Genomic DNA, 21,990 nt, shown 5'->3' with positions numbered 1-21,990 from the left:
GATCGAGATTCGGCCTGAAGAGCCGACAATGAAAAAACTATCCGGATATGTCATCCATGTTGCCCGGATTCACCGGTTTACTGCATCCTCAGTATCGATCGCTTCGAAAATAATTTACCGGTGCTGTTTTGTCACAGGCTTTCAAGCAGCTTTTTCGCATCATCTCTCTGAGGGAACGGTTTATCGCCATCCAGTAGTTTCTCAAGCTCCTGACGTGCTTCAGCCTTGTTGCCGGATTTGAATAATCCGACCGCGTAGTGATAACGGATTTCTGCAGCTTCCGGAACGGCCGTGACTGCTTTCTGCAGGAGTGAAGTTCCTCGTTCAGCATCTCCCTTCTCGATCAAAATCCAGCCGAGTGTGTCCAGGATAGCTGGGCTGTCGGGCGCCTGTTTGTATGCCTTCTCCGCATATTCAAGAGCAACAGGATCCTTCTTCTGCTGATATACCCACGCCAGGTTGTTCAATGTGGCAGCATGATCGGGATGCTGCTTCAAGATAGTCTGATACTCTTTGATAGCAGGATCATATTTCTTGCTGGCCAGATAAACACCTGCGAGATAGGTACGTGTAACCGCGTCGGTCGGATTTTCTTTCAGCCATTGATTGAGTCGCTGATCAGCCTGCTTTTCTTTTCCACTCTGGCTCAGGGCCGTATGCAGTTTGATCAGCAACTGGCTGTTCTTTTGCCTGTTCAGTGCCTTTTCATAGGCTGTAGCAGCGACAGCGGCATTTTTCTGCCTCATCTGCAAATCACCCTCCAGCTCGAATCCAACCGGCAGTTTCTCGTGCTGCTTCTGTAAATCACGCGAAATATTGAATGCATCTTCCACACGATCGGCTGCGACTGCCAGCTGGGCCTGCATCAGTTTGGCTTCCCAGAGATCCGGTTTGATGGTCAGCGCCTTTTTTAGTGAACCAGCAGCGGCCTTGTTGTTCTGCATGGAGCTGTAGATTTGCGCCAGTTGTAACTGGGCAGGAGCAGAATCCGGTAATCTGGCAGCCAGTTTCTGGAAATTTTCCAGTGCAGCATCTTTATCACCAGTGGCCAGGTAAGAACGTGCGAGCAGTTCCACGATACTCAGATTATCGGGATGAATACCTTGCAGCTTCTTAGCCAGCGCAAGTGATTTCCCGGGATCATTCACTGCCAGATAATGCGCTCCCAACTGTAAAGCAGGTTGCAGTTCATCCGGATTTTCCCGACTGGCTTTTTCCAGCCATCCGGTGGCCTCTTCTTTATTTCCGCGTGCAAGTGCAATGCCCGCCAGTGCATTCATTGCCTGTACATTTTTTTTATCCCGCTTCAGAACGTCTTCAAAACGCTGCTGAGCTGCTTCAGGATGGTTTTCCTGCATATCGATTCTGGCCAGATTGGAAATGGCCGGGAAATAATCAGACTGGATGGAAAGTGCCTGATTGAAGCTTGAACGTGCTTTGGCTAAATCTTTTTTACCCAGATAAATGCCACCTTTCAGGTTATGTAGCAACGGATTATCCGGTTGTTCCGCAAGCTGTGATTCAACTGCTTTCAATGCTTTGTCAAACTCGCGCAGCTGCAAATGAGTCAGAACAAGCATAACGCCCGCCCGGCCGGATTGATCATCCAGCTGGGCAGCCTGTTCCAGATCAGCAATTGCACTTTTGCTATCCCCCTGCCCCATCTTGCTCATGGCCAGCGCGGTATATAATGATGCGTTGTCTGGCGCCAGTTCGCCAGCTTTCTCAAAATATTCAGAAGCTTTCGTAAAATCTTTCGATCGCATGTAGGCTTCTCCAGCAAGCGCAAATAATTGCGGATCCTGCTGCACTGACTTCAATGCCGGAGTAAGGGTGGTAATTGCCTGTTTGACCTGATTATTTTTCAGCTGAATCGATGCCATCAGCTTAATGGCATAAAGATTGTTAGGAATTGCTTTCAGATATTGTTCCACATATTGCCCCGCCTGAGGAAACGAACCCAGAGCAAATTGGGTAGCACCTGCAAGCAGTACACTCGGTAAATGACCCGGGGCCGAACTCAATATCCGTTGCAAAGTCTCAAGGGCCACCGCATGTTTACCCTGACTGAAGTCAAGTAACGCCTGAGTGTAAGCGGCAAGCAGACTGCCTGGAGCAATTTTGCGAACAGCATCCAGATCTGCCTGAGCAGCTTCGAATTTCTTGGTACTGATCGATATGGTTGCCCGGTTGATATACGCAGCTTCTGATTCAGGGTTCAATTTTATGGCTTTATCATAATCGGCCAGTGCTTCGTCGATTTTGTTCTGCGCCCGCAGCAAATCGCCTCTGAACAATACCGCATCACTGTTTTCCGGGTTGAGCTTCACCGCTTCTTCAGAAAAATTCATGGCCGATTCAATATCGTTACGAGCAAGTGAATATCTGGCCAGCCCTGTCAACGCATCTGAAAATCCCGGTTTGTCTTGCAACGCCTGTTCAAACAATACCTTGGCTTCTTCAAATTTGCCGAGCGCCAGCGAAGCATTACCACGCAGAGCAAGCAGTTCGGCAAAATTTCCTTTGTCGGATAATTTTCCGGTTTCATCCAGCACCTGCTGAAATTTTCCCATTCCCAGCCAGGCTCGACTCAGGCCGGGCAACACTTTGACCGGATCCATACCGAGATCGAGTGCTTTATTCAATTCCTTTTCTGCCGACTGAATATCTCCTTCCCTGTTATAGAGCGTTCCAAGCAAGTAGCGGATTTCAGGATCATTCGGGCTTTGCTGCAGCGCATTCTTCAACTGGATAATGGCCGCCTTGTCATTACCCTGCTGCTGATACTGCTTTGCCTCGGCCACCAGCGCTTGTGCATCCATGGGTTTACCGCAGGCTGAAAGTATCAGGATAACGGCTATCACAGGAGCAAGAATTGCCGTCGATTTCATTTGGGTGATCGTTTTACCTGAACCGCTCATATCTACCTCTTTTGGTAATTAAGTACATAAATTTGCAAGATGCCCCTCGAAACAAACCTGAAGTTACGGTTTTTATCCGAATACATTCAATCGAGTAGTTATAGCACAACCAGCAGGTTGGCAAATTTATGAAATCAACAGGGATTATATGTTTTAACACCGAAACAACCTGATATCTAAACGGAATACCGGATAAAACCATTTCCGTCGCGATCAGCATACATTAAAAAGCTATTTACCCATATATAAAAGGATAAATACCACACCTGAAGAACAGTAGACAGACGATGAAGGCGGTAGTGTTGAAAGGGGATTACGTGCAGCGATCACAAAAGCATGGTACAGCTCTGAACGGAGTTTATCTCTCTGATCAGGAAAGGCAGTGAGTCAATCAGAATCCAGGCTCCACGAAGAATATACGTAGCACCAGTTATGCCATGTTCATGGCATAACTGTATTGGCAACTGATCTCCACTTCTCGTAAAAACCAGTCATTCTGAAGAATTTTTGTACAGATCGTAAGTATGGTGTCAGGCAGATACTACCCGGATATCCGGCTCAATCGTCCTCAGAAGCTGTTCAATTCCTCTCAACGTTCCGGAAATCGAGCTGGGACAGGTACCACATGCCCCCTGATAGTGAATACGCAGAATATTACCTTCCAGTGCCAGTACATGAAGATCACCACCATCATGCTGCAAAAAGGGACGAACTTCTTCATCCAGCAGGATATTGATTCGCTCCAGCCGCTGCTGATCCTCTTCACTGAGATCAGCCAGTGTTCTACTGGCTGCAGCAACGACGGCAGCCGACTGATCCGTTGCAGCCGGCGCTGCACGAATCGGATCTGCCACCTCACGTGCCAGATCCTGCCAGTCTGCCCCTCCATCCTGTGTAATCGTGATCCAGCGATCTACATAAAAGACATTGGTAACGTGATCGATATCGAACAAAGCAGCAGCAAGCGGATCATCAACTGCCTGCTCGGCATGATCATAAGATTTAGCAACTCCCCAAGTCAGTGGCTCCTTCAGGACAAATTTCAATGCATTGGGATTGGGGGTTCCTTCGATTTCGGCAATCTTCGGCATAGCTGTCAGTGATTGTTTGCTACCAGTTTGCTTGCATGATCATCTGCTTCTGTCGTGGCACTATCCGTTGAATTCATGGCAGCATGCAAGGTATGCCACGGCAGAATCGCGCACTTGACCCGAGTCGGTAAATCACGCACCCCCGCAAGTACCTTCAGCCTGCCGAGGTGATCGAAGCTCTTATCCTCTCCACTTACCAGCATTTCTCTGAATTCCTGAATCAGAGCCTCAGCTTCCTGATGTGATTTCCCTTTGACAGCATTCGTCATCATCGAAGAAGATGCCTTACAGATCGCACAGGATTCACCCTGGAATGCGATTTCTTCAATATGCCCGTCGAGCATATTGATATCCAGCTCTATGCGATCACCACACAAAGGATTATGTCCCGTCGCATGATGAGTAGGCGAACGAAGTGCACCATAGTTACGCGGCTTACGATTATGATCAAGAATGACTTCCTGATAGATCGATTTCAGACTCATTGTGCGAAAACCTTTTGTACGGATCGAATACCCGCCACCAGGACCTCGATCTCTTCTTTAGTGTTATAAAACGAAAATGAAGCACGTGATGTCGCCGCTACATTGAAACGCTGCATGATCGGCTGCGCACAATGGTGGCCCGTGCGTACGGCGATTCCATCCTGATTCAGTAACGTGCCAACATCATGCGGATGAATACCATCCACGACAAACGATATTACTGCCACTTTATCCGGACAGTCACCCACGATTCTCACACCTGGAATCATCCTGATCTGTTCTGATGCATAAACCAGCAGCTCATGTTCATAAGCGGCAATGGCATCCAGGCCGATCTGTTCCAGATAATCAATGGCAGCACCAAAGCCTATTACTGCAGCAATGGGAGGAGTACCCGCCTCAAACTTGTACGGAATATCGTTGTAGGTCGTTTTTTCAAAGGAGACTGAGGCAATCATATCCCCCCCCCCTTTGAATGGCTGCATGGATTCAAGCAGATGTGCTTTACCGTATAGAATACCGACCCCGGTAGGGCCACACATTTTATGTGCTGAAAATGCATAAAAATCACAGTCAAGATCCTGCACATCGATTTTCATGTGGGGCGCTGCCTGGGCACCATCGATCAGAACGGGCACACCGTGCTGATGTGCCGTGGTAATCATGCGTTTGATCGGGTTGATACTACCAAGTGCATTGGAAACATGTGACAAACCCACAAACCGGGTTCTGGAATTGAAAAGTTTTTCATATTCTTCCACCAGAAGCTCACCCGCATCATTGATCGGGACTACCCGGATACGCACACCTTTTTCTTCGGCCAACATTTGCCATGGCACGATATTGGAATGGTGCTCAAGCGCTGTCAGGATGATTTCATCCCCATTCTGAATAAATTTACGTCCATATCCATGCATGACCAGATTGATACTGTCAGTCGTACCACTGGTGAAAATCACCTCTCTCTCTTCACGGGCACCGATGAAATGCTGCAGCTTGCGCCGAGCGGCCTCATACTCCTGGGTGGCGAGATCGGATAAATGATGTACCGCGCGATGAATATTGGCATGCTGGGTTTTCTGGTAATGCACCAGGCGATCGATTACGGCTTGCGGCATCTGACTGGAAGCAGCGTTGTCGAGATAAACCAGTGGTTTGTCACCCACCTTGATATCAAGAATCGGGAAATCTGCACGCAACCGCTCCATTCCGGATGCTATCGTCTGTCGTACAGAAGGTGTCAATAATGCATCGACCATTTTCATGATTTAACCAATTCGTGTTCTTGCGAGAATATATTCTTCAAGCCGCTGTTTGAGCGAGGGCACGATGACACGATTGATGACTTCTCCACCAAATGCATAAGTCAGCAAATTGCGTGCCGCCACTTCAGTGAGCCCTCTACTCTGCAAATAAAAAAGCGACTCGTTGTCCAATTGCCCCACCGTAGCCCCATGGGCACATTTAACGTCATCGGCAAAAATCTCGAGCTGGGGTTTGGTATCCATACGAGCTTTGTCCGACAACAACAGGTTACGGTTCAACTGTCTGGCATCCGTCTGTTGCGCATGCGGGCGCACCATGATTTTTCCACTGAAAACACCGTGAGCACTTTCATCCACGATACATTTGTGGAGCTGCCTGCTTCGGCAATACGGATTGGCATGATCGATAAAAGTATGTGTATCCGCGAGCTGACGACCGGCTATCAGTGCCAGTCCATCCACCTCGCACTCAGCATTCCCGCCTGCCAGTATGATCTTCTGGTCAAAACGCGAAATGCGTGCACCCAGTGCAAGACTGACTGAATCATAATGAGCCGACTGTGCAACAAGCACAGAACCATTGGCGATATGGAAAGCCTGCGAACTCTCACGTTGCACACGGATATGATTCACACAAGCTGAATCTCTGATATACATTTCCGTTACTGCGTTTGTCAGAGATGCTCCCTCATGCAACGTCACATATTCTTCGACAACGGTCAAGTTAGCCCCCGGTTCCGCAATCAAGAGGCAACGTGGATAGACAGCCACATCCTTCCGCGAGGTGACATACAGAATATGAACTGGTACTTTCACGGAAACACCGGCCGGTATGACGATACAAACACCGTCATGCATCAACGCAGTATTCAGTGCTACGAATACGTTTTCCTGGAAATCAGCAAGCTGGCCAAAATATCGTTCGGCAATGGAAGCACGTGTACCGATCAACTCGGACAAACTGCAAACAGTGATAGAACCGTCATCTGCCAGACTGGACAAGTCAGACATGTACTGACCATCAACAAACACCAGTCTGCAAGCGGTCTCATCGAGAAAAGTACCTGCCTGTTTATCCAGCCCCGGTAAAGGCGCGGCAGAAGCCCTCGGAAACGGCATGCTCCTGAGTGAGGAAATATCCGTGAAACGCCACTCCTCATCACGGATCGTGGGTAGTCTGAGTGATTCGATACGATCCAGCGCATCCTCCCGGAGCTGATCCAGATACGATACGGAATGAACAGGAGAGGCTTCCTTTTTCCAGGATTCGATCAGCTTCTCAAGGTAATCATCCCGGATGGCCGTACTCATGGCTGTGCTCCGGTTGCCTGATCATTTGCATGAATCCAGTCATAGCCGTGTGTTTCCAATGCCAACGCCAACTCTTTACCGCTTGTCCTGATGATGCGCCCTGCCTCCATCACGTGAACGTAGTCAGGGACGATATAATCCAGCAATCGTTGATAGTGCGTCACCAGAATCATGGCATTATCCTTGCTGGATAACTGATTGACCCCGTTTGCTACTATCCTGAGTGCATCGATATCCAGTCCTGAGTCCGTTTCATCCAGCAGAGCGAGGCGAGGCTCAAGCAACGCCATCTGCAATATCTCGTTACGTTTCTTCTCCCCTCCTGAAAATCCTTCATTGACGCTGCGATCGAGAAAATCCGGATTCATCTTGAGCAATTTCATTTTTTCCCGCACGAAATCATCGAATTCGAGAGGATCCAACTCTTCCTTGCCACGGTGTCCCTGGACGGTGTTATACGCCAGCCTCAGGAACTGGTCATTGGCAACACCCGGTATTTCCACTGGATATTGGAACGCGAGAAATAGACCGGCTTGCGCACGTTCCTCTGGTGCCAGTACTGACAAATCCTGGCCATCGAAAAGTACCGTACCTTGGGTTACTTCATAACTCGGATGACCAGCCAGCACCTTGGCGAAGGTACTCTTGCCTGAACCATTCAATCCCATGATGGCATGAATCTCACCACTCCTGACAGTGAGATTCACCCCCTTGAGAATCTCGGCTCCACCCACCGTCGCGTGCAAATCACGCACTTCGAGCAGAACCTTGCTATTTGCATTTATCATCCGACACTTCCTTCCAGCTTGAAGCTGAGCAATTTGGTGGCTTCCACCGCGAATTCCAAAGGCAGCTGCTGAAAAACCTCCTTGCAAAAACCATTGATAATCATCGACACTGCCTCTTCTGCACCAATACCGCGCTGGGCAAAATAGAACAACTGATCTTCCCCAATTTTAGATGTTGAAGCCTCATGCTCAACTTGTGCACTATCATTTTGCACCTGGATATACGGGAAAGTGTGCGCTCCGCACTGACTACCAATCAACATCGAATCACACTGTGAATAATTGCGAGCGTTCCGGGCAGTCGGAGCAATCCTTACCAGGCCACGATAACTACTGTTGGACTGGCCTGCTGAAATTCCCTTGCTCACGATGGTACTGCGGGTGTTCGCACCAATGTGAATCATCTTGGTGCCGGTATCAGCTTGTTGATGATGATTGGTCACCGCAACGGAATAAAACTCACCCACCGAATTCTCTCCGCGCAAAATGCACGAAGGGTATTTCCAGGTAATGGCTGAACCTGTTTCCACCTGTGTCCAGGAAATACGGGAATTTCTACCCTTGGCTAATCCACGCTTGGTAACGAAATTGTAAATACCCCCCACCCCGTTCTCATCTCCGGCATACCAGTTCTGTACAGTTGAATACTTGATATCCGCATCATCCAGCGCAACCAGTTCGACTACAGCCGCATGAAGCTGGTTGGTGTCAAACCGGGGAGCGGTACATCCCTCCAGATAGGAAACAGACGCACCTTCCTCCGCAATGATCAATGTACGCTCAAACTGCCCGGATTCTTCTGTGTTGATACGGAAATAAGTAGATAGATCCATTGGGCATTTGACGCCCTTAGGGATAAAGCAAAAAGAACCATCAGTAAATACGGCAGAATTCAGTGCCGCATAGTAATTATCCCCTGGTGGCACGACCGTACCCAGGTACTGCCTGATCAACTCGGGATATTTCTGCACAGCCTCTGAAATCGAGCAAAAAATGATACCGACTTCAGCCAGTTTCTCCTTATAGGTAGTTGCAACCGATACACTATCAAAAATGACATCGACGGCAACTCCCGCCAAAGCTGCCCGCTCATGCATGGGGACACCCAGCTTTTCAAAGGTGCGCAACAATTCGGGATCGACTTCATCCATACTGGCAAGCTTTTTCTTCGGTTTGGGTGCCGAGTAATAACTGATGTCCTGAAAGTCGATTTTGGGATATTTGACGTTCTGCCAGGCAGGCTCGACCATATCGAGCCACTTCCGGTAAGCCTCCAGCCTGAATGCAAGTAACCATTCAGGTTCATTCTTTTTAGAAGAAATCAGCCGGATAATATCTTCATTGAGCCCTTTAGGCGCAATATCAGCTTCTATATCTGTGACGAAACCGTGCTTATATGGCTGATTCACCAAATGTTGTAATACAGCACTCATTTTTTATAATTCCTGGATTTACTAGGTTTTAAGGCTGAAACTCTCTCCGCAGCCACAAGTATTATCTATGTTCGGATTACGAAATTTAAACGAGCTGTTCAGACCCTCCTGGATGAAATCGATCTCGGAACCATCAATGAAAGACAGCTGGTCACGTTGAACAACGACTTGGGCATCATGTGACTCAAACAGCTGATCGTCTTCCTGCACTTCGTCAGCATAGTCAAAACTGTACGCAAACCCCGAACAGCCTGATTTTTTGACACCCAGTCGCAATGCAACCCCTTTCCCCCGCCTCTCCAGTTGTTGCCGGATCTGCCTGGCTGCACGCTCAGTTAATGTAATTGCCATAAAAAATCTCTCGCGAGCAAATAATCAGAACGCAGCTTCCCGCATGTCATACAACTTGACGACTGCCTGCTCACGCTGCAATTCGCGTTGCAGCTCACGCTGACTCTGCTCCTCCACCAACCGCTTCAAAGTAACGTGACCGAGATAATCGAATATGATCTCGTTTAGTTTCGCCCACAGGTCATGCGTCATACATTTGCTGTCACCAAGACAGTTTTCTTTGCCACCACATTGCGTGCTGTCAATGGGTTCATCCACAGCCAGAATGATGTCGGCCACCGATACTTCGTCAAGCCCCTTGGCCAGACAATAGCCTCCACCCGGACCGCGCACACTATCAACCAGTTTGCGCTGGCGCAATTTGGCGAACAGTTGTTCCAGGTAAGACAGTGAAATCCTTTGCCGCTCACTGATATCGGCCAGCGCAACCGGCCCGTTACCATGCCGTATCGCGATATCCAGAAGAGCAGTTACCGCAAACCGTCCCTTTGTCGTCAATCTCATTGCTACCCCCTAGCGTATTGTTTAAAGCGATTTAGAAACGTTTACCATGAATATTTGCCCGGCCATAACTGTATAATACCCGACAATATTAGTCAACTATAGCGTATAAGGATCGAGTACAAAAACAGTGCAAATCAACCGTGGGCAGTATCTACCCGGATGAAAAGATTTAAGCGCGAAACAAGCCGGGACAGGGTATGAGAAGCAGCGAAATGATTGAAATCAGCTCAACGAAAACTAGAGCCTGTTTATTGCCATTGCATCATTCAAAGAGCGGGTATTGAATTATTTTATTTTCTGAGTACCTGTAAAGGTGGCTGAGACAGTGTCGTACGTGTCCCGATCAGGCCAATTACTGTCACACCGATCACGCTTACCAGCACACCCACCGCACCAATCCACAGGCTGGGCGAATAAGTGATATGCAGCACATATTTACCGATCAGGTAACCGAGAGCACTTGCCCCTGCTGCCGCAAAAAAACCTGCCAATGTCCCGAGCACTGCAAACTCCACTGCCCATGCACGCGCAAGCTGCTGCTTTCTGGCCCCGAGTGTCCGAAAAATTGCAGCTTCGTAAATTCTTTCATCTTGAGTCGAAGCAATCGCGGCGTACATTACGGCAAATCCCGCCAACAGTGTAAACAGGAATACAAATTCGATCGCATGCGTTACTTGCTCGATCATATTTTGTACACGTTCAATCACACTCGCCACATCGATTACCAGAAAATTCGGAAATATACGGATCAGCTCCTGCAGGATAGGTGTCTTGTCGGGTGGCAGGTAAAAACTGGTGATATAACTTACAGGATAATTATCGAGCAACCCGGGACGAACCACGGCAAAAAAATTTACGTGGAATGTATCCCAATCCACCTTGCGCAAACTCGTAATCGTCGCTGAGAAGTCTCCTCCTCCTGTATAAAAAGTCAGACGATCACCCATTTTGAGACCCAGTGTTTCGGCAAACTCCACCTCCATCGACAGCTCATGTTCGGATGATATGACCTCCTCGCGCCACCAGCGTCCTACCACGATTTCATTATCCGATTGCAGGGTATCCGTCCAGGACAGGTTGAATTCACGATTAACCAGCTGCTTGGCTCGCGGATCAGGGTAATCATTAAGATTTACCGGCCGATCGTTGATTTTCATCAGCCGGCCACGCACCATCGGAAAAATTTCCGGTCGTGGAATAGCATGCTCATCGAAAAACCCCATCAACTTCTTCTGTTGATCCGATTGAACATTTACCAGAAACCGGTTAGGTGCATTCTCCGGCAGGCGGGCATGCCAATCCTCGAGCAAATCATTACGAACCAAAGTCAGCGTCAGCAGCGCCATCAATCCCAATCCCAATGCAGTAGCCTGCACCAGACTGGGAATAGTTCGTCTTCGTATATTGGCCAATCCGTAACTCCACGGACCCGAACCTTGCGGACGAGTCAGCAGGAACAACCGGATCAGCAACAAGCCGAACAGGCCAAACAGGATGACTGCCAGCAGAAAACCAAACATGATCATGATACCCAGCTTGAATGATTCAGCCTTCCAGATAAACAGCACAGACAGTATGGCAAATCCGAATCCATAACCCGCCAGACTGTGCAAATTTGCCAGTTCAAGATCACGCCGGATGACACGCAACGCAGGCACCTGCCGCAGATTCAGCAAGGGGGGAAGAGCAAAACCCAACAACAACACCATACCGGTCAGTATCCCTTGTATAAAGGGCAATACGCTTGGCAACGGCAACGCAATCCCGAGCAGTTCTGACAGCCAGTATGACAAAAACTCCTGTGTCAGCACGGCCAGCACACACCCCAGTAGACTTGCAGCCGAGCCCAGCATTACAAAATAGTATGAATACAGGCGCAGCAGGTCGGATTCAGTTGCACCCAGGCAGCGCATGACAGCACAACCATCCAAATGGCGCTGGATGAAGCGCCGTATGGCCAGTGCCACTGCTGCTGCTGCCACGACAACACTGGCCAGAGCAGCCAGACTCAGAAATTTACCAGCTCGATCAAGTGCTGACCGGATCTCCGGTCGTGCATCCTGAATACCCTCGACACGCTCGCCCGGAGACAGCCGCTCACTGATCCAGCGTCTGAACCCGGCTACACGCCCTTCATCTCCTGCCACCAGAAGCTGATAACTGATTCGACTGCCTGGCTGGATCAACCGGGTAGCAGCCAGATCCTCCTCATTCATCAGCAATCTGGGATTCATACTGACGAACCCGACGGAATGATCCGGCTCACTCTCCACCATCGACATGACTGTCAATTCTGCAGCACCCACCTCGATCTTGTCGCCCAGCGTCACTTTTAATGCCACCATTACCTTTTCATCCACCCAGACGGTTTCACGTTCAGGTATTCCTTGAGCAACCCGGATATGTTGGGCAGCAACCCCTTCCGCTGGCGGGTCAGCCAGTTTCAACTCCCCTCGCAACGGATAGCCAGGTGCTACCGCCTTGACGCTCGTCAGAAGGCTGTTGTCACCAAAACTGATCATGCTGGGAAATCTGGTCAGGTGGGTAGTCTTTAATCCGAGCTGCCGGGCATATTCAGCATAACCGGGTGGCAACGGCGTGTCGGAAATTACCAGTAAATCTCCCCCCAGTAACCGGTTACTTTCCAGCACCAGTGCTCTCTGTACCCGATCTGAAAAAAAGCTGACGGTAGCCACACTGCTCACAGCGATGATGAGTGCCAGTGTAAGAATATGCAGTTCTCCTGCTCGCCAGTCTCGCAGCAGCATACGCAAAGAAAGCCTGATCATGTTCATTTCAGGATACCCTCGGACAATTGGCTGGAAATACGAAAAAGCGGAAAATCAAACCCGAATCAGTCAACCGCCCGGCCGGCAACTAGCTTGATGACACGGGAACAACGGGCAGAAAGGTTTTCATCGTGTGTTACCAGAATGAGTGTCGTTCCCTGCTCCCGATTGATAGCAAACATTAGGTCAATGATCTGAGCTCCGGTTGCTGCATCCAGGTTACCGGTCGGCTCATCGGCGAACAACATTTTCGGACGGGTGACAAAAGCCCGCGCGATAGCCACACGCTGTTGCTCTCCCCCGGAAAGCTGCCTGGGATAATGCCTGATCCTTTTCTCCAACCCTACCCGTTCAAGCCAGGAATGTGCAACTTCACGGGCATTACCAGCACCTGACAGCTCCAGCGGCAACATGACATTTTCAAGCGCGGTCAGTGAGGGCAGCAACTGGAACGACTGAAACATGAACCCCAGCAATCTGCCACGCAAACCGGCACGTTCGTCTTCATCCAGCTTGAAAATATCTTCCCCATCGAGAAAAACCGTTCCACGGGTCGGTACATCCAGCCCTGCCAGCAAGCCGAGCAGGGTTGATTTCCCAGAACCGGAAGCGCCGACAACGGCAATCGATTCTCCAGCACAGATCTCCAGATTGATATCCTGCAGAATGGTCAGTCGGATTTCACCCGTGTCAACCTCTCTGGTTAAACCGCTGGCCTGTATGATAGGCTGATTGTTCACAGAAACCGATTGTTCAGCTGGGAGTTGATTTACCATGAAAAAACTGCTGTTCGTCATATTATGTTTGTTTAGTATCTTCTCACTCAGTTCAGCCTGGCCTGGAACAGGCACCAGTATCATAGTGCTGGGCGACAGCCTGTCCGCAGGATATGGCCTGCCACCGGGAACCGGATGGGTGAATCTGCTTGAGCGGCGATTACAAAACCAGTCTCCCGATTACAGAGTAATAAACGTCAGCATCAGCGGGGAAATTACCTTGGGCGGGCGCAACCGGATTGAACAGGCACTCAACGACCATGTGCCGGATATCGTTATCGTTGCACTGGGGGCAAATGACGGTCTGCAAGGTCGATCGATCACCTCCATTTATGAAAATCTGGAAGCAATCATTCTGGCCTGCAAACGGTACAATGCCACTCCATTACTGGTCGGCATGCAACTGCCGCCCAATTATGGCATAAGTTATACGCAAAAGTTTCGTGATATCTATCCACGCTTGGCACGGGATCAACAATTACAGCTGGCTCCATTCCTGATGGAAGGTTTTGGCGATCAGCCCGAATCCTTCCAGGCCGATGGAATCCATCCCACTATCCAGGCTCAGGAAAAAATGCTGGATAATGTCTGGCCGGCATTGACTGCTGTGCTGAAATCAGTCCGAGCACCCGTCGCCAGCGAAGAATCAGCCGATAAAACCAGTACAGAAGCAATCCTGCCATGATAAAAATTTTCTGAACACACAGAGTTTCGGCTTCACAGAAGGCGTATCAGGGCAAATGGACATTCAAATCCAGATTTCTCAAAAATACGCGTAGCTCATCCGGCAATGGTGCTTCCAGACGTAAAAGATCGCCTGTCACCGGGTGTGTACAGGTGAATGCCGAAGCATGCAGAAACATGCGCCTCAATACTTGCCCCCTCCCATCATCCTTCTGTAACTGTTTATTCAATCCAAAATCACCATATTTATCATCCCCTGCTATGGGAAAGCCAAGATAGGCCAGATGCACACGAATCTGGTGAGTACGGCCGGTTTTGAGTTCGGCATCAAGCAAGCTGAAATCTTCCCATGCCTTTTGCAAAGTAAACAACGTATGCGCTTGCTGTGCCTTATCCTGATCATTTCTGCCAGCAGCAACGGCAACACGTCTTTCTCCCTCTGCAGTCAAATATTTATTCAATGGTAAACGGACATTCTGTACCGAATTTTTCCATTTTCCGCGAACCAGTGTCAGATAATGCTTCTCCACCGTTCCTTCACGAATCTGCCGGTGCAACTCCAACAGAGATTGACGTTTGCGGGCCAGCAGCAAAATACCCGAGGTTTCACGGTCAAGGCGATGCACCAGCTCCAGAAATTTCCAGTCCGGATGTTGTCCGCGCAACTGCTCGATCACACCATGGCTGATGCCACTGCCTCCATGAACCGCGATCCCGGCCGGTTTATCGATCACCAGCAGATGGTCGTCCTGATACAGGATATTGAAGCGATCTGTCCGATACACTCCCTGACTGGATACCGGCTTCACCGACCTGATAACGGGTGGAATACGGACTTTGTCACCAAGCTGCAGACGATAGCTGGCATCGATACGTTTACTGTTGACACGCACCTGCCCACTGCGAAGTAGTTGATAAATATGACGTCTGGGTATTCCCTTCAGCGATCTGATGAGAAAATTGTCGATACGCTGGCTTTCAGCAGTTTCATCAATCTGTTTAACAACCGCATGTTCCGATATAATACCCGGCATAATTTTCTCTTTACCGGGCACCCTGCTTTTACCTATACTTTTCACACCCGAATTCCTGTAAATCTGTTTTTTCACCATGAAGCGATTGCGTGGTCAGTCAAGTAGTCATGTACCCGGATTTTCGTTTTCATACGCTGGATAAAGCCAGTTTCCGGCTGGTTAATGTCGCTCACCATATAACAAGCAGCGATGATATTTAATTTGCGCGCTCGACGTACACATATTCAAGTTCCTGATTCCATACCCGGATACACAGGGTATGTTCTCTGCAGGCTCTGTATCTCGCCCGTTTCTGATCCGGTCGGTTGTGGAATCGAAACACCGGCTGTCAGTTATTGACTGGTCAACTTCAAAGGATACCAAAATCATCATCCGCATCATGATCCAACCAACCGGGTTACAGACACACCCAAGCAAAAAACCATCAGATGCCACATTGGCAGTGAACGAGAAATTCGCCCGTAAATTGAGCGCGGGAGACACTAAATGAAACGTATGTTATTCAATGCGACCCAGCCTGAAGAGCTGCGCGTCGCCATCGTAGATGGGCAGAAACTCATCGATATCGATATCGAAACCCTGGGCAAGGAACAACGCAAAAGTAATATTTATAAAGCAGCTGTCACCCGCCTCGAACCCAGTCTTGAAGCTGCCTTCGTCGATTACGGCGCCGGCCGTCATGGTTTCTTGCCTTATAAGGAAATTGCTCCAACCTGCTTCGACAGGAATACCGACTGGTCCGGTCATCGTGTGGCCGACCTGTTACGTGAAGGTCAGGAGCTGATTGTACAGGTTGACAAGGATGAGCGTGGCAACAAAGGTGCTGCCCTCACTACTTACATCTCTCTGGCCGGGCGTTATCTCGTCCTGATGCCCAACAACCCGCAGGGTGGCGGTATTTCACGCCGGGTAAGCGCGGAAGAGCGGGCAGAATTACGTGAAGTCATCAACAACCTTCAGGTACCTGAAGGCATGAGCATCATTGCACGCACCGCAGGTATCGGACGCAATGAAGAAGAACTGCAATGGGATTTGAACTATCTGGTACAGCTCTGGCGTGCCATTGAAGAGGCCGCCAGTAACGAGAAAGGTGTCTTCCTGATTTATCAGGAAAGCAGCCTTGTGATCCGTGCCATTCGTGATTATTTCCACGCGGAAATCGGTGAAATCCTGATCGATAACCCTGAAATATATGAGCAGGCATATCAGTTCATGGCAAATGTCATGCCGGCGAACGTGGATCGGTTAAAACTCTATCAGGATGATATTCCACTGTTTTCCCGTTTCCAGATCGAACACCAGATCGAGACAGCCTACTCCCGTCAGGTTACTCTGCCTTCAGGTGGCTCGATTGTCATTGACCATACCGAGGCACTGGTTTCCATCGACGTCAATTCAGCACGTGCCATACGTGGTTCAGACATCGAAACCACTGCGCTCAACACCAATCTCGAGGCAGCCGATGAAATCGCCCGGCAATTGCGCCTGCGTGATCTGGGCGGACTGGTAGTGGTCGATTTTATCGATATGGAAGTCACCCGCAATCAACGGGAAGTGGAATCCAGTCTGCTCAAGGCATTGCGCCTGGATCGTGCACGCGTCCAGATCGGTAAAATCTCCCGCTTTGGATTACTCGAATTATCGCGGCAACGACTGCGACCCTCTCTCGGGGAAGGAAACTATATCCCTTGTCCTCGCTGCCATGGTACCGGTCATATTCGGGGAACGGATTCATCCGCTCTGCATATTCTCAGAATCATCCAGGAAGAAGCGATGAAAGAGCAGACCAGTATGCTGCAGGTACAGCTGCCAGTGGATGTTGCCACATTTCTGCTGAACGAGAAACGATCGGAGATATATCGGCTCGAAGCACGTCTGAAAGTCGGGATTATCCTGATCCCCAACATCTATATGGAGACGCCCAACTACACGATTACCCGGTTGCGCCATGAAGACATCAAATCAACCGAATTACCGCCAAGTTACGAAATGGTGGAAAAGACCTCCGAAGAAGTCACACTCCCCTCTATTTCCCAGGAAACCCGGGCAACCCGGCCCAAAGCAGCGGTAACCGGTATCAAGCCCGAGCAACCCGCCCCCGTTCCTGAAGAAAAACCTCGAGAACAGCTTTCATTCCTGGACAAATTCTTCAGTCTGTTCAGGCCGGCAGGCAGCAACCGGACAGAAACCGATCAAGCTGCGGAAGAATCTCAGACAAAACCTTCTCGCGGTGAACGTAGTCGCAACCGGCGCGATCGCGGCCGCAGCAAACGTACGAAAACCAGTACCCAGGTAACGGCAAACGGATCATTGCAGGAAGCAGGCCATTCGTCACTGCTCGATCGCCCTGTAGTAGAGCATCCTGTTGCCGATCGTGCTACCGGCAATGATCGGCAACATCGCAAAAATGGCCGCCAGAATCCGCCGCAGAAGCTCGAAGTGGCAAGTGATCAGCTCGATGTATCGACAACACCGGCAGATACAGCTGCTACAGCAGACTCTACCAGTGAAAGAAAAACAGAAAAACGAGGCCGTTCACGCCGCCGTCGTGGAAGTTTGCATCGTGACCGGGAAGATCAGATAAATCTGAACACGGCCACCGGGCAGGATGAAGTGATACCAATCGGAGAAAATGAAACGGTCGAACCCGTTGTATCTTCTGATGATGACAGCAAAGATACCGAGAATATACTCCTGCTCCCGGTGGAACCAGTCGGGGACACCAGCTCGACTCCGACAAACGATATCATTGAGAATCAGGTAACAACGTCCGCCGAGATCATTGAAACTGAAACAATCCATACCCGCGGCGAACCGGATAGCGAGTATCAGGTAACGGTTGAACCGCATCCTCATCAAACGATCGAGTTACCGGATCTCGCCCAGAGCGGATTGATCATGATAGAAACAGCTCCGGATAAGATATCCGAGACAGAAGAAGTTCCTCCAGCGCCTTCCAGAAGGCCGCGCAGCCGGCCCCGTCGTTCGGCAGAACCGACTGCTGACAATGCAGAACCTCTGGTGCAAGTGGAAACCAGAGACTGATACAATCGTCAGGCGAAAATCTCTATGGCGTGCCTGTTGGGCAAACTCACTGCGCGATCAGGTATGCCATAGAAACTCTCCACAAATCGATTCAAATCTGATCGCCGTGTAAAGCTCATCATCGAAGGCTCACAAGTTACAGCGTCCCCCTTGGATGATGCCGGGCATGCAATTGCTTCAGCCGCTCGCGTGCAACATGAGTATAAATTTGCGTAGTTGAAATATCACTATGGCCAAGCAGCAGTTGCACCACTCGCAAATCAGCACCATGATTGAGTAAATGAGTAGCAAAGGCATGGCGAAGTGTATGGGGAGACAACAGCTTTACGATTCCTGCCTGTCGTGCATGGCGCTTGATCAGATACCAGAATGCCTGGCGGGTCATGGCATCACCACGTGTGGTCACGAATGACATATTGCTATGTTTGCCCGCCAGCAGTACCGGGCGCGCTTCCTGAAGATACAAGCTCAGCCAGTGCAATGCTTCCTCACCCAGAGGAATCAGACGCTCCTTACTGCCCTTACCTAAGATACGCACCACTCCCATATCCTGGCGAATTTGGGAAATGCTTAATCCAACCAGCTCTGAAACACGCAACCCTGCAGCATAAAGTATTTCCAGCATGGCACGGTCACGTAAACCAAGTGGCTGCCGGGTGTCCGGTGCTGCCAGCAGTGCTTCCACCTCCGTCTCAGTCAGGCTTACAGGTAAATGGCGGGAGATTTTCGGACTATCTATATTCGTGGCAGGATCCGCCAGGATTTTCCCCTGGCGTAACAGATACCGGTAAAACCGTTTGATACAGGTGAGCGCCCTGCAAGTAGTACTTGCTTTCACCCCCTGCCCGATCCTGTCGGACAGAAAAGACAGCAAATCAGCTTGTGTTACGTCACTCAATGATCCGTTTGTCCTTGGCTGCCGGCCGAGCCATTCAACCAGTTGCATCAGATCTGCCCGATAGCTGGCCAATGTATTACGGGACAGACCATCCTCCAACCATAAGGCATCCGTAAACTCATCCAGCATCCGGATATTGGTGTCGGTTATGTTCATGCGGAGCATATCTCTGAAAAAATCAGGGCTCTGGCGCACATCACCCTGTCAATCTGTGATTCCGGTCAATAGTGGCAAAAGAAACTTTCAGCTATTCTCAAGAAGAACTGCTGCTGATCAGCACAATGACTTCCGGAATCCTGATTACCGGTTGAGAATGATTTCCAGCACGAATTTGCTGCCGATGTAGGACAGAACAAGTGCAACAAATCCAGCCAGCATCCAGCGAATGGCAGTGCGGCCGCGCCACCCGTACAGATGCCTTCCCGCCAGTAAAGCGGCAAATATTCCCCAGGAAATGAAACCGAATAATGATTTATGTGTGAATGGGACAGACTGGCCGAATAATTCCTCCGAGAAAACAATGCCACTGAGCAGAGTGAGGCTGAGCAGGATAAATCCAACCCATACAAGACGGAATAGCATTTTTTCCATCACCAGGAGCGGTGGCAGTTGTGAGAATATCGGGGAGACCTCTGAATGATGCAAGCGACGTTCGAGCAGCGTCATCAACACTGCGTGCAAGGCCGCAATCGTGAAAAGACTGTAAGCAAGCATGGCTGCCAGCAAATGGGCCTTGAAGGCTGTCATCCCGGCATGAGCAAGCGGATGGATGGAAGGCAGCAGTAATGGTATCAGAACGGCGATCGCTGCTATGGCTGAAAGTGGAGCGATGAGATTCTGTAATCCCCGCAATGATGAAAAGAATCCGGATACCCAGTAAATCACCGCAGTCAGCCAAACAATGGCCGAAATGGCATTCCCGACACCGAAGCTCAGCACATTATCCATAAACACGGCGTGATAAAGCACCAGACCGTGTACTAACAGTGGAAGCAGCATTACATACTGCTGCAGCCTCACATTCGGCACTGCTCCTGCAGCAGATGTGTCGGTACGCATGGCTCGCCAGAAATACCATCCGGCAATCCCGTAAAGCAATGAAGCACTGAGATAAGTTAGAATGCTGGGCATTGGCAATCGGTCTGAACAATTGGCGAAGAAGCAGCCAGTCTACTCTTCGTCCGAATAAAGCAGAAGTACTGTCTGGCAGCAAAGTTTAACACAGGGCGTCACTCTCGCCAGCGAATACCGTTTCTACAGGAGCTTACATGTTTGACAATTTAACCGAACGACTTTCCGGTGTCATCAAAACGTTGCGTGGTGAGGCACGCCTGACTGAAAGCAATATTCAGGATGCGCTGCGCGAGGTACGCATGGCCCTGATCGAGGCAGATGTAGCCTTGCCGGTCATCAAAATATTCATCGAGCAAGTCAGGCAACGCGCAATCGGTCACGAAGTACTGGACAAACTCTCTCCTGGCCAGGCACTCATCGGTGTTGTTCATGAGGAGCTGGTCGCCATCATGGGCGGCGACAAGGCGGAACTCAATCTGAATGTTGCTCCGCCTGCTGTCATTCTCATGGCAGGGTTGCAAGGTGCCGGTAAAACCACCAGCAGCGGCAAACTGGCGAAATGGTTGATGGATCAGAAGAAAAAGGTCCTGCTGGTGTCCTGCGACGTTTATCGCCCCGCGGCAATCGATCAACTGGCGCTGCTGGCTGAACAAACCGGAGCCGATTTCTTCCCGGTACAAACCGGCCGGCAACCTGCTGAAATCTGTACTGCAGCCCTGGATTTCGCACGTAAGCATCATCATGACGTGGTAATCGTCGATACTGCCGGACGACTGGGTATCGACGAAGCCATGATGCGGGAAATCAGTCAGCTGGAACAATTGCTGAAGCCGGCTGAAACATTGTTTGTCGTCGATGCCATGCAGGGACAGGATGCGGTCAATACCGCCAAAGCCTTTGCAGAAGTACTGCCACTGACTGGTGTAATTCTCACCAAGCTCGATGGTGATGCACGTGGAGGAGCGGCACTTTCTGTCCGGCACATTACCGGCAAACCGATCAAATTTGCCGGTGTCGCTGAAAAGCTGAACGGGCTGGAACCGTTTTATCCCGACCGCATGGCTTCGCGCATCCTGGGTATGGGGGACGTGCTCGGACTGATCGAGGAAGCACAGCGAACATCAGATCAGAAAGAAGCAGAACGCCTGATGAAGAAAATGAAATCAGGCAAGAGTTTCGATCTCAACGATTTCCAGCAACAGTTTCAGCAGATGAAAAAAATGGGCGGCATGAGCGCCATGCTGGAAAAACTGCCTCACCAGTTGAGTCAGGCCGCACAAAACATGAATGTCGATGAAAAAATCATCAACCGTACCGAAGGCATCATCAACTCCATGACACCTCAGGAACGGATCAAGCCGGAGATTATCAAAGCTTCCCGAAAACGTCGAATTGCTGCAGGCTCCGGTGTTTCCGTACAGGAAGTCAATCGCCTACTCTCACAATTCGAGCAAGCACGCAAGATGATGAAAATGATGAATAAAGGTGGTATGGCAAAAATGATGAGAGCAGTCAAAGGAATGCTCCCAAACATGCGGTAG

General features: G+C 49.9%; 17 protein-coding genes. 3 read left to right on the top strand and 14 right to left on the bottom strand.

Going from position 1 to position 21,990, the window contains the following annotated elements; genetic code table 11:
• Positions 1 to 131: 131 nt before the first annotated feature.
• The 11 genes from prsT to HRU73_RS03045 all read right to left on the bottom strand — a co-directional run bounded on the left by prsT (position 132) and on the right by HRU73_RS03045 (position 13,714).
• A complete protein-coding gene (gene prsT / locus HRU73_RS03095) occupies positions 132 to 2,921 on the bottom strand; it encodes an XrtA/PEP-CTERM system TPR-repeat protein PrsT (RefSeq protein WP_287399409.1) in 2,790 nt (929 codons plus the stop codon).
• A gap of 530 nt (positions 2,922 to 3,451) precedes the next feature.
• A complete protein-coding gene (locus HRU73_RS03090) occupies positions 3,452 to 4,012 on the bottom strand; it encodes a NifU family protein (RefSeq protein WP_011112013.1) in 561 nt (186 codons plus the stop codon).
• A gap of 5 nt (positions 4,013 to 4,017) precedes the next feature.
• Positions 4,018 to 4,497, bottom strand: coding sequence for a Fe-S cluster assembly sulfur transfer protein SufU (gene sufU, locus HRU73_RS03085; RefSeq protein WP_011112014.1), 480 nt, complete (start codon positions 4,495 to 4,497; stop codon positions 4,018 to 4,020).
• Entirely contained in the window at positions 4,494 to 5,762 is a 1,269-nt protein-coding gene (locus tag HRU73_RS03080) for a cysteine desulfurase (RefSeq protein ID WP_287399408.1), read from the bottom strand. Before HRU73_RS03080 ends, sufU begins: the two co-directional genes overlap by 4 nt.
• A gap of 3 nt (positions 5,763 to 5,765) precedes the next feature.
• Positions 5,766 to 7,073 carry a Fe-S cluster assembly protein SufD gene (sufD, locus tag HRU73_RS03075; protein ID WP_287399406.1) on the bottom strand — a complete coding sequence of 436 codons (1,308 nt, stop codon included), beginning with the start codon at positions 7,071 to 7,073 and terminating at the stop codon, positions 5,766 to 5,768.
• Positions 7,070 to 7,861 (bottom strand): Fe-S cluster assembly ATPase SufC, encoded by a 792-nt coding sequence (sufC, locus tag HRU73_RS03070; RefSeq protein ID WP_011112017.1) that lies wholly within the window; start codon positions 7,859 to 7,861, stop codon positions 7,070 to 7,072. Before sufC ends, sufD begins: the two co-directional genes overlap by 4 nt.
• Complete coding sequence (sufB, locus tag HRU73_RS03065; RefSeq protein WP_011112018.1) at positions 7,858 to 9,294, bottom strand: Fe-S cluster assembly protein SufB; 1,437 nt, start codon at positions 9,292 to 9,294, stop codon at positions 7,858 to 7,860. Before sufB ends, sufC begins: the two co-directional genes overlap by 4 nt.
• 21 nt (positions 9,295 to 9,315) lie before the next feature.
• Complete coding sequence (locus HRU73_RS03060; protein ID WP_011112019.1) at positions 9,316 to 9,645, bottom strand: HesB/IscA family protein; 330 nt, start codon at positions 9,643 to 9,645, stop codon at positions 9,316 to 9,318.
• A gap of 24 nt (positions 9,646 to 9,669) precedes the next feature.
• Entirely contained in the window at positions 9,670 to 10,149 is a 480-nt protein-coding gene (locus tag HRU73_RS03055; protein ID WP_011112020.1) for an Rrf2 family transcriptional regulator, read from the bottom strand.
• A gap of 290 nt (positions 10,150 to 10,439) precedes the next feature.
• Positions 10,440 to 12,938, bottom strand: a complete 2,499-nt coding sequence (locus tag HRU73_RS03050) for an ABC transporter permease (protein ID WP_287399405.1) — start codon at positions 12,936 to 12,938, stop codon at positions 10,440 to 10,442.
• Between the two features lie 65 nt (positions 12,939 to 13,003).
• Positions 13,004 to 13,714 carry an ABC transporter ATP-binding protein gene (locus HRU73_RS03045; protein ID WP_287399404.1) on the bottom strand — a complete coding sequence of 237 codons (711 nt, stop codon included), beginning with the start codon at positions 13,712 to 13,714 and terminating at the stop codon, positions 13,004 to 13,006.
• Here HRU73_RS03045 and HRU73_RS03040 point away from each other — a divergent pair.
• Positions 13,713 to 14,399, top strand: coding sequence for an arylesterase (locus tag HRU73_RS03040; RefSeq protein WP_287399402.1), 687 nt, complete (start codon positions 13,713 to 13,715; stop codon positions 14,397 to 14,399). The genes HRU73_RS03045 and HRU73_RS03040 overlap by 2 nt on opposite strands.
• A gap of 46 nt (positions 14,400 to 14,445) precedes the next feature.
• On the opposite strand, the gene HRU73_RS03035 is transcribed toward HRU73_RS03040, so the two are convergent.
• The gene (locus tag HRU73_RS03035) at positions 14,446 to 15,432 is read right to left on the bottom strand and encodes an RluA family pseudouridine synthase (RefSeq protein WP_287399401.1); all 987 of its coding nucleotides are present in this window, start codon (positions 15,430 to 15,432) and stop codon (positions 14,446 to 14,448) included.
• A 486-nt stretch (positions 15,433 to 15,918) separates the two neighbouring features.
• On the opposite strand from HRU73_RS03035, the gene HRU73_RS03030 reads away from it, so the two are divergent.
• Positions 15,919 to 18,477 (top strand): Rne/Rng family ribonuclease, encoded by a 2,559-nt coding sequence (locus HRU73_RS03030; RefSeq protein WP_287399400.1) that lies wholly within the window; start codon positions 15,919 to 15,921, stop codon positions 18,475 to 18,477.
• 136 nt (positions 18,478 to 18,613) lie between these two features.
• Here HRU73_RS03030 and xerD read toward each other — a convergent pair whose 3' ends face one another.
• Together xerD and HRU73_RS03020 are read right to left on the bottom strand one after the other, a co-directional pair.
• Entirely contained in the window at positions 18,614 to 19,531 is a 918-nt protein-coding gene (xerD, locus tag HRU73_RS03025) for a site-specific tyrosine recombinase XerD (RefSeq protein ID WP_287399399.1), read from the bottom strand.
• 144 nt (positions 19,532 to 19,675) lie between these two features.
• Complete coding sequence (locus tag HRU73_RS03020; RefSeq protein ID WP_287399398.1) at positions 19,676 to 20,506, bottom strand: cytochrome C assembly family protein; 831 nt, start codon at positions 20,504 to 20,506, stop codon at positions 19,676 to 19,678.
• A 137-nt stretch (positions 20,507 to 20,643) separates the two neighbouring features.
• On the opposite strand from HRU73_RS03020, the gene ffh reads away from it, so the two are divergent.
• The gene (ffh, locus tag HRU73_RS03015; RefSeq protein WP_287399397.1) at positions 20,644 to 21,990 is read left to right on the top strand and encodes a signal recognition particle protein; all 1,347 of its coding nucleotides are present in this window, start codon (positions 20,644 to 20,646) and stop codon (positions 21,988 to 21,990) included.

It is taken from the genome of Nitrosomonas sp. H1_AOB3 (genome assembly GCF_015709435.1).
GTDB lineage: Bacteria > Pseudomonadota > Gammaproteobacteria > Burkholderiales > Nitrosomonadaceae > Nitrosomonas > Nitrosomonas europaea.
The sequence above is the reverse complement of the archived record's forward strand: the minus strand, read 5'-3'. Positions and strand labels throughout refer to the sequence as shown.